Source organism: Shewanella sp. 4_MG-2023, from assembly GCF_030548015.1.
GTDB lineage: Bacteria > Pseudomonadota > Gammaproteobacteria > Enterobacterales > Shewanellaceae > Shewanella.
Window position 1 is genome coordinate 20265 of the sequence record NZ_JAUORL010000040.1, and the last position, 13711, is coordinate 33975.

Annotated in this window: 10 protein-coding genes; 7 read left to right on the plus strand and 3 right to left on the minus strand. The window is 43.2% G+C overall.

Annotated elements, in window-relative coordinates; translation table 11 throughout:
* Window positions 1-1220 precede the first annotated feature (1220 nt).
* The 7 genes from Q4546_RS17305 (at window position 1221) to Q4546_RS17335 (ending at window position 10100) form a co-directional block, all read left to right on the plus strand.
* Window positions 1221-3425 carry an LruC domain-containing protein gene (locus Q4546_RS17305; RefSeq protein WP_303446717.1) on the plus strand — a complete coding sequence of 735 codons (2205 nt, stop codon included), beginning with the start codon at window positions 1221-1223 and terminating at the stop codon, window positions 3423-3425.
* A 69-nt stretch (window positions 3426-3494) separates the two neighbouring features.
* Window positions 3495-4169 carry a hypothetical protein gene (locus Q4546_RS17310; RefSeq protein ID WP_303446719.1) on the plus strand — a complete coding sequence of 225 codons (675 nt, stop codon included), beginning with the start codon at window positions 3495-3497 and terminating at the stop codon, window positions 4167-4169.
* Window positions 4170-4355: 186 nt separating this feature from the next.
* Window positions 4356-4709, plus strand: coding sequence for a RidA family protein (locus tag Q4546_RS17315; RefSeq protein ID WP_102436903.1), 354 nt, complete (start codon window positions 4356-4358; stop codon window positions 4707-4709).
* Between the two features lie 142 nt (window positions 4710-4851).
* Entirely contained in the window at window positions 4852-7020 is a 2169-nt protein-coding gene (gene uvrD / locus Q4546_RS17320; RefSeq protein ID WP_102531980.1) for a DNA helicase II, read from the plus strand.
* A 134-nt stretch (window positions 7021-7154) separates the two neighbouring features.
* Window positions 7155-8027: a 4-hydroxybenzoate octaprenyltransferase gene (ubiA, locus tag Q4546_RS17325; protein WP_303446726.1), complete on the plus strand. Its 873-nt coding sequence runs from the start codon at window positions 7155-7157 to the stop codon at window positions 8025-8027.
* A gap of 35 nt (window positions 8028-8062) precedes the next feature.
* A complete protein-coding gene (locus tag Q4546_RS17330) occupies window positions 8063-8959 on the plus strand; it encodes an alpha/beta hydrolase (RefSeq protein WP_102436897.1) in 897 nt (298 codons plus the stop codon).
* Between the two features lie 127 nt (window positions 8960-9086).
* Entirely contained in the window at window positions 9087-10100 is a 1014-nt protein-coding gene (locus tag Q4546_RS17335) for a hypothetical protein (protein WP_303446721.1), read from the plus strand.
* A 90-nt stretch (window positions 10101-10190) separates the two neighbouring features.
* Here the strand turns inward: Q4546_RS17335 and Q4546_RS17340 are convergent, their stop codons facing one another.
* The 3 genes from Q4546_RS17340 to ubiD form a co-directional block, all read right to left on the minus strand.
* Window positions 10191-10769, minus strand: a complete 579-nt coding sequence (locus Q4546_RS17340) for a nucleoside triphosphate pyrophosphohydrolase family protein (RefSeq protein WP_102520498.1) — start codon at window positions 10767-10769, stop codon at window positions 10191-10193.
* A 188-nt stretch (window positions 10770-10957) separates the two neighbouring features.
* On the minus strand, window positions 10958-11656 hold the full coding sequence (gene fre / locus Q4546_RS17345) for an NAD(P)H-flavin reductase (protein ID WP_303446724.1): 699 nt from the start codon (window positions 11654-11656) through the stop codon (window positions 10958-10960).
* An 80-nt stretch (window positions 11657-11736) separates the two neighbouring features.
* Window positions 11737-13218, minus strand: a complete 1482-nt coding sequence (gene ubiD, locus Q4546_RS17350; protein WP_102440093.1) for a 4-hydroxy-3-polyprenylbenzoate decarboxylase — start codon at window positions 13216-13218, stop codon at window positions 11737-11739.
* Window positions 13219-13711: the final 493 nt, after the last annotated feature.

Consider the following 13711-nt stretch of genomic DNA (forward strand, 5'->3'; position numbering starts at 1 on the left):
CCTATTAATCAGCTTATTATGTGTGCTTTGTTCGTCGTTTTCTCTTTTGCAACTTTAACCTTTAAAGAATGAAAGAGAGAGGCAAAGATGAAAGTTGTGAATAATAAAAGTAAGCAAAGTAACTTTATTCCGATACTCTCATTTTCTATGAATGCATTTAAAATTGCGGATAAGAGCATGAACCCAACTAAATAGTAATTATGTATGCTACCCATGAAAACTCCTTAACTAGTGTGGTCAGAGTAAACTTTATAAGGGAGTTGATAGGCACATCATTATTTAATGGCTTTTTCTTCCCTAAATGGCGTGCTCGAAGATTGCGTTCGAGGTTAGCTAACTCTGTCCTTAAGTGGTTCTACCTTAATATAACTTATGAGCCTAGTTCAATGTTTTACTTAGTTTTTGTTGGCTAGCTTATCTAAGTCCATTACTTCAATCTAATCCATTGCCTGCCGCAGGCTTATGTGTAGATACAACTGCGAGACGCTGCAAGTACGTCCATGTAAGCTCTGCCAAAACATCCCTGTTTTGGAAGCTCGCTGCTGCATCTACACTGGGTTTATTATCTCTTCGATTTGATTGTATTCGTGGTAATTAAAAAGCTAAAAGATCAAGAATCTAATCTGCTAAAAGGCTCAATTTGAATTGAGGATGTTGAAGAAAATAGCGTGATGCTCACATGGATGTGAGCATAGCTTTCGCGGAGCATGGATGCACCATCGGAAGCGTTAGCATTTTCACTCTTTATAATAAACAGGGTCCGAAGTTAGCAACAAACGAAGTTAAAAGCTGGATCAATCCCTTGAAAACATGCGCTTTTCAGCATTTTTCGTCGGGGGCAGCAAGGTGATCCAAGAGGGTATTGCTGTTGATACCCTTTTGGTCGGGTGTGGGTGGAAAACCCACGACGTTAATCCAAACGAAGTTTGGAAATACAAAAAGAAAACCCATGGTTTAAATCCAAATGCAGTTTGGAAACATAAGAAAACCAGCTAACACTTAATTATGTAAAAGTGACTCATCTCTAGCACCCTGACTTAATACCCCTTCTCACTCCAATACCCCATCTTCTTAAATTCAGAATGCGTTGCAGAATGCATTCTAGCATTGAACTACAATCTCGTTATAAGTATAAGCTATTGTATTTAAGCAACAATAAAAGTTGGCATCCACTATGCATTATCCCAGTACATCCTGATAACGAATAGCGAGATGCCAATATGCAAACATTAAACACAACAATAGTTAACGTGAAACCACTTCACTCTCAAATCATCAATATTCTTGGTTTAAGCAGTATTGCTATTGGTACTAGCATGGCTTTGTTCAGTGCTAATACCAATGCCGCTGAGCCATTCAATGCCTGTCCTACCGAAGCATTTATTATTCAAACGCCAGCAGGCATTCCAAAAACCTTTGGAGTTGAACTTGGTACCGGTAGTTATTCGGTATTGTCGCCTGATATGGGACTGACCAAAGGATTTAATGGTGTTGGTTTCAGCTACACAGATAATTACCTTTATGGCTGGGATTATCAGCATGGCACTGTCGGTAAGGTGGGTGAAGATTACCAAGTTGAGCCACTAACGATCGTAAAAGACAGCTCAGCTGCTGCAGCGGGTAACTTCTACGTAGGTGATGTCGCCATCAATGAAAACGTTTGGTACGGATACCGTAAAAACCAAGGCTTATTTACTGTGCCGTTAGATGGCAATAATCACCCAATGAACATTGTCCCAGGCAGTAAAACCAATGCCACTTACAACGTAACAGATTTTGCCTTTCATCCAAGCAACGGCTTTTTATACGCAGTGACTAACGGCAGTACAGGTAACTTACTCAAGATTGACCCCACAACAGGTGCCGCTGAAACCTTAGCAACCGTTATTACTAAAAGCAGTGGTAGCTTTACCTTTGGGGCGCAGTTTTTTGACCCCGATGGCAACCTTTATTTAAGTAACAACGGCGATGGCAATGTGTATAAGGTCAACGTTGAAAGTGATAACCCTACCGCAGAGTTGTTTTCATACGGGCCGTCATCTTCTTCAAATGATGGTGCTCGTTGTGCATTAGCAGAAGTGCCAGTGGGAGACAATGTTGATTTTGGTGATGCGCCAGACAGTTACGGTACCCTAATTGATTCAAATGGTGCCCGCCATAATATGGTTGCCGGCATGTCATTAGGCAGTGTTATTGATAATGAGTCCGACGGTTATCCTGCGCCGTTATCTGATGATGAAAGTGATGGTATTGATGATGAAGATGGTATCAGCATGCCAACCGGTTTTGAAGTGGGTGAAGAGGCGGTGTTATTAATCACAGTAGAAGGGGATGGTGCTTATATTAACGGCTGGATTGATTGGGGCCAAGATGGTCAGTTTGATAGTGAAGACCAAGTGATTATTGCCCGCTCAGTGAGTAGCGGCACATCAACTGTGACGATTAACGTACCTAATTGGGCTAAAACTGGCGCAACCTGGTCACGTTTTCGTTTGAGCTCAGAGGCCAGCTTATTACCAACAGGTGGTGTCAGTGATGGTGAAGTGGAAGATTATCCTATCACTGTCACTGAAACCGGCATCACTATCAGCTATTACCCCTCATCGTCAGAATACACCACGTTAGCTTATGAGGATTTATACCCTTTTCAAGGTGACTTTGATATGAACGATGTGGTGATGCAGTTACGTATTAGCCAATACAGTAAAAATGACATGGTTCGTCGCGTGGGCTTTGATGCGCAATTAGTGGCAATGGGCGCTTGGTATCACAATGGCTTTGCGGTGCAATTACATGATATTGGCCGCGGCAATGTGCAAGAGTCAGCCATTGAGTGGAGCGCCCAAGGGGTTAAGCAGACCAGCTCACCACTTGAAGACGGGCAAACCAATGCGGTGCTGTTATTTACTGAAGACTTATGGCAACACGTCAGTGCGGGTAATGGCTGTCAATATTTCAGAACTGAACCGGGTTGCGGCACCCAATACCGCGCAACATGGCAAATGACAGTGCCGTTTGTTGATGCGGTACATGTTGATGATATGCCTGAGTTCCCCTATGACCCATTCATTTTTGCCACTCCAGGTACGGATCATAGCCTAGCGGCTAAGAATATTACTGATGGTAAAAACCCAGGACGTAAATTAGAGATCCATCTGAAAAACAAAGCACCAACCGATAAATTTGATACGCGATTTTTAGGGATGCATGACGATGCTTCAACGGCATCACAAGGGCACTATTTCCAAGACCAAAATGGTATGAGTTGGGCAATTGAGGTGCCTGATACATGGCAGCACCCTGCAGAGCTACAACGTGTTGATGCCGCTTATGTTGAGTTTATTGAGTTTGCTGCAGATGCCAGCGGTGAGACCAAACCTTATTGGTATTTGACCGCCACTGACTCGCTACTGTTTAAGGATTAACCCTGACAGTAATTAGTGTGAATTTAATCAATCAATTTAAGCAAGAAATGGAATTTTAAGGTGAATATTATGAATACATTAACTCAAACTCAAGTGGCAGCAAATACGTTATTAACAGCGAAGAATGCCATTAACACAGGCATGAAAACAGGCATTAACACGGCTTGTAACACAGGCACTAAAATAGGGACTAAAAGAGCCACTAGCCTAGCCATGGCTCTATCATTAAGCTTTTTAACAGCCTGTGGCGGCGGTGGTGGCGATGATAGCTCGCCTGCAACAGCAACGACGCCTGCGGTGACAACACCTGCGACATCAACACCAGATACCACGACAGATACAACACCAGAGACAACGACACCTGAGACGCCAACGGAACCTGAAACACCTACAGAGCCAGAAACGCCGCCAGCAACCTCAATTGATGACTTGGTGGTTGATGCCGATTTTGATCTACAAGCGGCGTTTACTTTAAGCATTGATGTGCAGCTCGCATCAAGTAAGCGTGGTTACTTTTCATTGTGTGACGATTATCAGCAAAATGGCACCCAAGTGAGCGTGAACTTTGAATCTTGCTTATTACGTGGCGCCCTTGATGAAGGCGCATTGTCTGAAGAGTTATTGGTGGCCAACCATCAACGAGCATTAATGGCAGTGGTATGGTTTTATGATGGCAGTGAGCCTATCTATCAGCAGTGGAGTCATAGCTTAACCAATGACCCACAAGTCTTAGTGATTAACTAATATTCAAATAATCAATCGTATTTCAATCTTATGCCTTGTTAGCCAGATACTGCTGACAAGGCATTTTTATTTTTGATTAACAGCCTGCTTAAATGCGCGAGTTATTGGATAGCTATATTTTCTCAGTTGTCATTGTGAGCTGACTTAACTGATAATAGCGACATTAACAGATTAAAAGAGCGCACCATGAGCATTGAAAGAATTGAAACTAAAACCCGTATGAGCCGGATTGTCAAACATAACGGCACCATCTATTTATGTGGCCAAGTTTGCCAAGATGCCACTAAAGACATCACCGAACAAACCCAAACCATGTTGGACAAAGTGGAAGCCTTATTACTGCAGGCGGGCAGTGATAAAAAGCATATGTTATCGGCAACCATTTACGTAAAAGATATGGCTTACTTTGCTGAAATGAACGCGGTATGGGATGCCTGGGTCATTGAAGGTTACGCCCCTGCTCGAGCTTGTGTTGCCGCTAAAATGGCCCGTGAGGCATTATTGGTTGAAATCTCGGTAGTGGCCGCTGAGATTGCTTAAATTGCTACGCAGTGGTTTTAGTTCAGCCCGCTACTTAGCTCACAAGTCATCACAATAAAATCCCCATAAAGAATCCGTTACAGTTCCTAGTCGCAGCCGCCTAGGAACTGGTATACTTCCAGCTTGATTTTTGGGAGGACCAATGGACGTATCATCATTATTAGACGGCCTAAACGCAAAGCAGCGTGAAGCAGTGGGCGCACCGCTTTCAAGCATGTTAGTTTTAGCTGGAGCAGGCAGTGGTAAAACTCGGGTATTAACCCATCGTATTGCTTGGCTTATGCAGGTCGAACAACAAAGTCCATACTCTATCCTTGCGGTAACCTTTACCAATAAAGCCGCGGCAGAAATGCGTGAGCGGGTTGAGAAAGTGGTTGGCAGTAACATGGGCCGTATGTGGATTGGTACTTTCCACGGTTTAGCCCATCGTTTGCTGCGCACTCACTTTAAAGATGCCAATTTACCCCAAAGCTTCCAAATTATTGATTCAGACGATCAGTTACGTTTATTAAAACGTATTCTTAAAAGTCTCAATTTAGATGACAAGCAATATCCGCCGCGTCAGTGCCAAGGCTACATTAATGGCAAAAAAGACCAAGGCTTACGCCCAAAGCATATCGATGCGGGTGGTTTTCCTATTGAGCAAAACTTATTAAACATCTATAAAATTTATCAAGAATCTTGCGACCGAGCAGGCCTTGTTGATTTTGCTGAAATTTTATTGCGCGCCCATGAATTATGGCTCAATAAACCCCATGTATTAGCCCATTATCAAGAACGCTTTAAGCATATCTTGGTGGACGAATTCCAAGATACCAACGCCATTCAATATGCGTGGATCCGAGTGCTGGCAGGCAAAGAAGCCAATGTGATGATTGTTGGCGATGACGATCAATCTATTTACGGCTGGCGCGGTGCCCAAGTTGAGAATCTACATAAATTCTTAACCGATTTCCCAGGTTCCACCACGGTTAAGCTGGAGCAAAACTATCGCTCCACAGCCAATATCCTTAATGCGTCCAATGATCTAATTGCCAACAACCCTGAGCGTTTAGGTAAAAAACTGTGGACTGAAGACGATGCGGGTGAGCCTATTGCGGTTTATTGCGCCTTTAATGAAATGGATGAAGCGCGCTTTATTGTTGGCAAAATGGCTGAGTGGCAAAATAACGGCGGCAAGTTAGAAGAGTGTGCCATTTTATACCGCTCCAATGCCCAGTCGCGAGTATTAGAAGAAGCCTTACTCCATAAAGGGCTAGCTTACCGAATTTACGGTGGCCTGCGTTTCTTCGAGCGCCAAGAGATTAAAGATGCCATGGGTTATATGCGTCTTATCAATAATCAAAATGATGATGCTGCTTTTGAACGGGTGGTTAACACCCCAACTCGCGGTATTGGTAATCGTACCCTTGATATCATTCGCTCAACCGCACGTCAGCAAGAAATGACTATGTGGCAGGCAAGCTTGCGCTTAATTGAAGAAAAAGTCCTTACTGGCCGCGCTGCCAATGCCGTGAATGGCTTTATGGATTTAGTGATTGGCATGCGCACTGATACTGCCGATATGAGTCTATATGGCATGGCCGACAAGGTTATCCAGCGTTCAGGCCTGCGAGCTATGTACGAAGCCGAAAAAGGCGAAAAAGCCCAATCACGAGTCGAAAACTTAAATGAGCTGGTCACCGCTGCCCGCAGTTTTGAAATGCCAGAAGAACTTGAAGATATGGGCGAGCTAAATGCCTTTTTATCTCACGCAGCATTAGAAGCGGGCGAAGGCCAAGCAGACAAGTTTACCGATGCCGTGCAGCTAATGACCTTGCATTCAGCTAAAGGCTTGGAGTTCCCAGTGGTGTTTATGGCTGGGGTTGAGGAAGGTATTTTTCCAAGTAAAATGGCATTAGATGAAGGTGATCGTTTAGATGAAGAACGCCGTCTTTGTTATGTAGGCATGACTCGTGCGATGCAAAAATTGTATATCAGTTATGCTGAGTCACGCCGCATTTATGGCCGTGAGGACTATGCCAGTCCATCGCGTTTTATTGGTGAAATCCCCAGCCAGTATGTTGAAGAAATTCGCATGAAAGCGTCAGTGTCAGCGCCTAAAATGAGCAGCCGTTTTAATGTGCCAAGACAATCTATTGCCAATGACAGTGGCTTTAAAGTGGGTCAAAAAGTAAAACACTTTAAATTTGGCCAAGGCATAGTGACAGATTTTGAAGGCACAGCAGATAAAGCGCGTGTTCAAGTCAGTTTTACAGACTTTGGTAGCAAATGGTTACTGGTTTCATTGGCAAAACTTGAAGCGTGTTAGGGTAATTTTTTACTAGAGCGGACATAATTCTAAGCGAAATAATAAAGTCACTCGTGGGTTATGCGAGATGACAAATAAGAAGTGATACAACTTCAATTGCAGGAGTGAAGTAAACCATGTCAGCAGTCTCATGGATGTTACAACAAAAAATATCGGTTTATAAACGCTTAACGCGCCTTGATAGGCCCATTGGTACCTTGTTGCTAATGTGGCCGTGTTTAATGGCGTTATTGCTTGCAGCGGGTGGCATGCCTGATGTGAAGGTGTTGATCATCTTTATGCTAGGGGTGGTCGTTATGCGTGCTTGTGGTTGCGTGATTAACGACTTTGCAGATCGAAAACTTGATGCCCATGTTGAGCGCACTAAGATGCGGCCTTTAGCCTCAGGTGAAATCAGCAGTAAGGAAGCGCTGATATTATTTGTGGTGATGGCATTAATCGCGTTTAGCTTAGTATTATTTTTAAATCCGCTAGTGGTAAAACTATCGGTTGTCGGCATTATCTTAACCATCATGTACCCGTTTATGAAACGGGTAACCAATATGCCGCAAATGTTTTTAGGCATAGTGTGGAGCTGGTCAATTCCTATGGCCTACGCTGCGCAGCTAGGTTATGTGCCCATGGAAGCTTGGTGGTTATTTGTTGCCAATTGGTGTTGGACGGTAGCTTACGACACCATGTATGCCATGGTTGATAGAGATGATGACTTAAAAGTCGGCATTAAATCCACAGCCATTTTATTTGGCCGATACGACCGCCAATGGATTGCCGCGTTTCAGTTAGCGGCCCTAGGGTGTTTTATTATGGCCGGTTGGTCTGCTGAACGTGGGTTATTGTATGGCATTGGCATTAGCACCTTTATTGCCTTTAGCAGTTATCAGCAATGGCTTATTTATGGTCGCGAACGCGCGCCATGTTTTAAGGCTTTTCTAAATAATAACTGGGCCGGATTTGCTTTATTTATGGCATTGAGCGCAGATTATTTATTTTCTTCAATAAGTGCGTAGAATAGGGCGAAAAATTACATCAACAAGGATAGCTGATGACCATTTCTCGCTTTATGATACTTTTTCGCAGTATCGTATGCTGTAGCCTCTTTTTAAGCGCGGTGCCCGCCGCGTTTGCAAGCTTTACCATACCGAATACCACAGTGGTTGAGGTAGAGGATAGCGATCGCACCTATAATCTTTATATCAAACTGCCCAATAGCTATAACCAAATTGATAAGCTAAAAAGCTATCCGGTTATTTATATGACTGATGCTGTGTACAGCTTGCAAGTGGTCTCTGGTGTGACTCGTTTGTCTATGGACCGTACTGATATGCAGCAGGCTATTTTAGTGGCAGTATCAGGACAGCAAGGCCGCAGCCCCGCAGCAAGTCGTATGCGTGATTACACCCCGTCAGTTGATACTAACAGAACCCAAGCCACCGGTGAGGCCCAGCGCCACATGCAGTTGTTTGCCAATAAAATTATCCCTTATATGAATCAGCATTATCGCACTCAGCCATGGCAAAACACCTATGTTGGCCATGCGTTAGGGGGCTTGTTTGGCGCCTATATCTTACGTAATAAGCCCGCATTATTTAATAACTATGTACTGGCGAGTCCGCCATTTTGGTTTGATAACCAGCAGTTACTAAAGCAATTTCGCGAGCCGGAATTTATCACTAAATCAATAAATGCCAATGTATTTATTGGTGTCGGAGAGTTAGAAACGGCAGAAAACAGCGAGTTTGGGCAAGATATGGTGGCAGATGCCAAGTCATTTTATCAGCTGCTACAACAAAAAAATCGCTTAACTGCAGCTAATGGTTCAGGTATCAATGCCAAGTTAATGCTAATGCCTGTAGCCAATCACAGTATGGCGTTTCCGATGTCGGCGATCTATGGCTTAGACTGGCTGTTTGATGCTAAAACGGGGGTTAGTGGTCACTGATTAGGCGCAATAATAGTTCTATCAAAAAATAAGACATTTAAGCAATAAACCTATGCCATAAACATAAGCCATAAACATAAGTTATAAACATAATTTTAAGTTATAGAACAATAACAAGGATTGTTATATGAGACCCATAGTTAAGTACCGACTGCTGTTTTTAGCCTTTGCGATAGTACTGTTTACTATTGGCGTGCAGTTAACCCCAGAATCCCTAGCGACTGCTAATGACGAGCTAAGACTAAGCCTTATCGCTATCGGCTACTTTGGCTTAATACCGTTGGCATATTGGTACTGCATTATCAAAAAAGGCAGCCAGAAATGGTGGAAGCTGATTATTATTTTAAGTACCAGCAGCTTGGTGGCGAGGCTGAGCTTTCCGGCAGATATCGCCGACTATTTTGAGTTTGTAGCTTGGTTAAAGTACCCCATTATTGGGGTGTTGTTGATCATTGAAGCTTACTTAGTGTTTACTATTATTCGTGGCTTATTGAAGGTCAGAAAGGTAAAGGGCGATCCACGAGTGAGTGCGGTTGAGGTATACGCAGATGATGAAAAGGCTTTGTTTATCGCCTTCATCGTGGCTGGAGAGCCGACTAACTGGTATTACGCCATTCCATGGTTTTCACGTAATCATCCCACTGGCATTAGCCACATTAAGCTATTGAGTGCCAAGCCTTGGCATTTGTCATTAATGCTTAGCGGTTGTTTAACTAGCTGTGTTGCCAGCTATATGATTTTGGTTAACTGGAGTGAATTAGCCGCGATTATCGTCTCTTCAATCATCAGTTTAACCTTGGTGATGCTGGTGGCAAATTATCGTATATCACGCCGTTATTCCATGTATCGAATCCGCAACAGGTTAGTGGTTAATAATGCCATTTGGGGTTTTATGGCGATCGATATTAACGAGATTGAAACGGTTGCAGTGAATCAAGCAACCAAAAAGGTTGTCGATGACGAATTATCAATAGGGCGAGGTGAGCAGACTAATCTCACTATCCGTTTTAAAACGCCACAATGGTATTTTGGTGGATTAGGGCAGTTAGTTGAAAAGCTGACTGTGGTGCATATTAATGTGGTTGAACCAGAAAAGGTGGTCGCGGCACTGGCTGATATTGAGCAGTCTGAAGCGGCTTAAAAATTCATATTTACACTAAACGTAACCCATAAAAAAATGCGTCCACAGTGGACGCATTTTTTTATGCAAACTATTAATACGGCCGTTCGCTTAGTTTTTTACTATTTTTTCGAGATCAGCTGGGCGGTAATAAACGGATTTTAATACCTTACCTTGACGAACCACTTTACCTGCCATTTCAACATCTTTAGCACACTTAGCAATGATGAATTCACCCTTAGTACTACCAACAATGTCAACGCCTTGTTTAGCATAGTGAGCAATGGTTTCAGTTAACTCTTGCTCAGTGCGGCACACTTTACTCATGTTGCTTGAGTGAACTTCATCCCAACATTCAATGAAGTTAACTTCACGGTTTTTAGCAACCGCCAGTAATAAATCAATTAAATAACTAATTTCTAGACGGTCGCTGACTTTTGCTGCACCTAAGTGGACTAGACGGCCCATTAATACGTAAACAGAGTCAACGATGGCATCAGCTTGTTCAACGCGGCAATCCGCTTCAGCAAGCTCTGTGAGCTCTTCAATGATAAGTGAAGTGTGCAGGGTATCGGCTTTGTCATCTAGACTTGATGCATTTTCGATAGGTAAATCAAAGGTGCTGCGAAATTCTTTGATATCACGGTACAAGTGGTCAAAAATGGTTTGGTCTAAAACAGATAACTTCATTATTAAGTAAGCCTAGAAAATAGAAAAGAGGCGATTATGGTAATGAATTGATATCGGAACCACAAGGCTAATGACGGCTTTAAAGGGCGGGGCTGAATAAAAAATACCGACTGATTAAGTCGGCATTTTTGTATTACTGAGCACGCAGTGTGCTATTACTTATGTACTGCTCAGCTTATGAGATGAGCTTACTTAATAAATGCGAATGCATCACCGAATAAGTGAGCTTCTTCTACGCCAATACCGCGAAAGACTTCACGGGCGGCGCCAACCATATCAAAGCGCCCTGCAATATAAATATCGTAGCCCACTAAGCTGACATAATCTTGCTTAATTTGCTCAAGTAGATTTGCTTTTTTGCCATTCCAATTAGTTGGTGCATCTTCAACAACGGGAATAAACTCTAACCATTCATGGTTTGCATGCCATTGGCGGGCAATGTCTTGGTAGTACATGGCTTGCTCGTTACGACAACCCCAGTAAAACTGTGTTTTTATTGTATGGCCGCTAGCAATTTGCTGCTCAATAATACTCTTAATGTATGAAAACCCCGTGCCGCCAGCAATCATGATGCGAGGGCGTTGGCTGTCTTGACGAAAAAAAGCCTCACCAGCAGGGGCTTCAATATCAATAAACTCGTTGTTTTTTAGGCGCTCAACCACTTGCATTGGGTAGCTTTCTGATACCGCGGCGCCAATGTGCAGCTCAATTAAATCAGCGTTAGGTGCAGAGGCGATAGAAAAAGGACGTTTGTCTTTTTCTCCCATAACGATGGATAAGTATTGCCCTGCTTTGAAGTCAAAAGGGACTTCTGGTTTAAGTATGACCTGAAAAACAGCATCATTAAATGGGGTGATCTTTTCAACTTTACAGCGAATGGTGTTCATCTAACATCCTTGGTAGCCCTTTCTTTGAAGGGTGTTTTTATTTTATTTGTAGGGTAGAGGGTTAACTCTTTAGCTGGGCATTATAGCGTTGGGCTATCATCAATACCTAATTCGTCCCAGATTTGATCCACTTTATCTTTTACTGCTGGATCCATCACAATTGGCGTGCCCCATTCTCTGTCAGTTTCGCCTGGCCACTTATTGGTCGCATCTAAGCCCATTTTTGAACCTAAACCGGCAATAGGCGAGGCAAAATCAAGGTAATCAATCGGCGTATTATCCACCATTACGGTATCTCTTGTTGGGTCCATACGGGTGGTAATCGCCCAAATCACATCTTGCCAATCGCGGCAATTGACGTCTTCATCAACGATGATGATGAATTTGGTGTACATAAACTGTCGCAAGAACGACCAAGCGCCCATCATTACCCGTTTGGCATGACCGGCATATTGCTTCCGAATTGAAATTACTGCCATGCGATACGAGCAACCTTCAGGCGGCAAGTAAAAGTCGATAATTTCAGGATATTGCTTACGTAAAATCGGCACAAAGACTTCGTTTAACGCCACACCTAACATGGCAGGCTCATCCGGTGGACGACCTGTGTAGGTGCTGTGATAAATCGCATCTTTACGCTGGGTCATATGGGTGACGGTGAAAACTGGAAACTTGTCTGTTTCGTTATAGTAACCAGTGTGATCGCCATAAGGGCCTTCTTCAGCCATTTCTTCAGGGTCAATATAGCCTTCTAAAATGATTTCGCTGGTGGCTGGGACTTCTAAGTCGCAACTGATGGCTTTGCACACTTCGGTGCGTTCACCACGCAGTAAACCCGCAAAAGCATATTCGCTCATTGAGTCTGGCACAGGGGTTACCGCGCCTAAAATAGTCACCGGATCGGCGCCTAATGCCACCACCACAGGGTAGCGCTCACCTGGGTGTTTTTCTTTGAAATCTTTAAAGTCTAATGCGCCGCCGCGGTGATCAAGCCAGCGCATAATCAGTTTGTTTTTACCTAATAACTGTTGGCGATAAATCCCTAAGTTTTGTCTTTTTTGGCGCGGACCTTTAGTAATGGTTAATCCCCAAGTCACTAGAGGCGCCACATCGCCAGGCCAGCAATGTTGTACCGGTAATTTGGTTAAATCCACCTCGTCACCAGTTAATACCACTTCCTGACAAGGTGGGTTACGTACTGTTTTTGGCGGCATGTTTAAGGCTTGTTTGAACTTAGGTATTTTGGCAATCGCGTCTTTAAAGCCACTTGGCGGCTCAGGTTCTTTTAAAAAAGCTAGCAATTCACCCACTTCACGCAAAGCCAGTGGGTCGTCTTTACCTAACGCCATAGCAACACGTTTTGGAGTGCCAAATAAATTCACTAAAACTGGCATGTCGTTATTGGTTGGGTTTTCAAATAACAACGCAGGGCCGCCAGAGCGCAAGACGCGATCGGCAATTTCAGTCATTTCTAGATTGGGATCAACAGCATAACTAATCCGCTTTAGTTCACCATTAGCTTCAAGGTGATCAATGAAGCTACGTAAATCCTTAAAACTCATGGCTTATTCACTCTATTGTTAATCGCTCTTTGGGGCGCACTATAGCATTTTTCTAAAATAGGGTTAAGCGATGTTTATTTGTTGGTCGTTGATTTTAATTAACCTGCTCATAGCTATTGCCCGCGTATCTATCAGCATTTTTATAAAACTGGGTTAAGCGATGATTATGGGTTAGATGTTGATTTGAATTAACCAGATAGCGCCGGTATCTATGAGCATTTTTCTAAAATAGGGTTAAGCGATGTTTATTTGTTGGTCGTTGATTTTAATTAACCTGCTCATAGCTATTGCCCGCGTATCTATCAGCATTTTTATAAAACTGGGTTAAGCGATGATTATGGGTTAGATGTTGATTTGAATTAACCAGATAGCGCCGGTATCTATGAGCATTTTTCTAAAATAGGGTTAAGCGATGGTTATTTGTTGGTCGTTGATTTTAATTAACCTGCTCATAGCTATTGCCCGCGTATCTATCAGCATTTTTATAAAACTG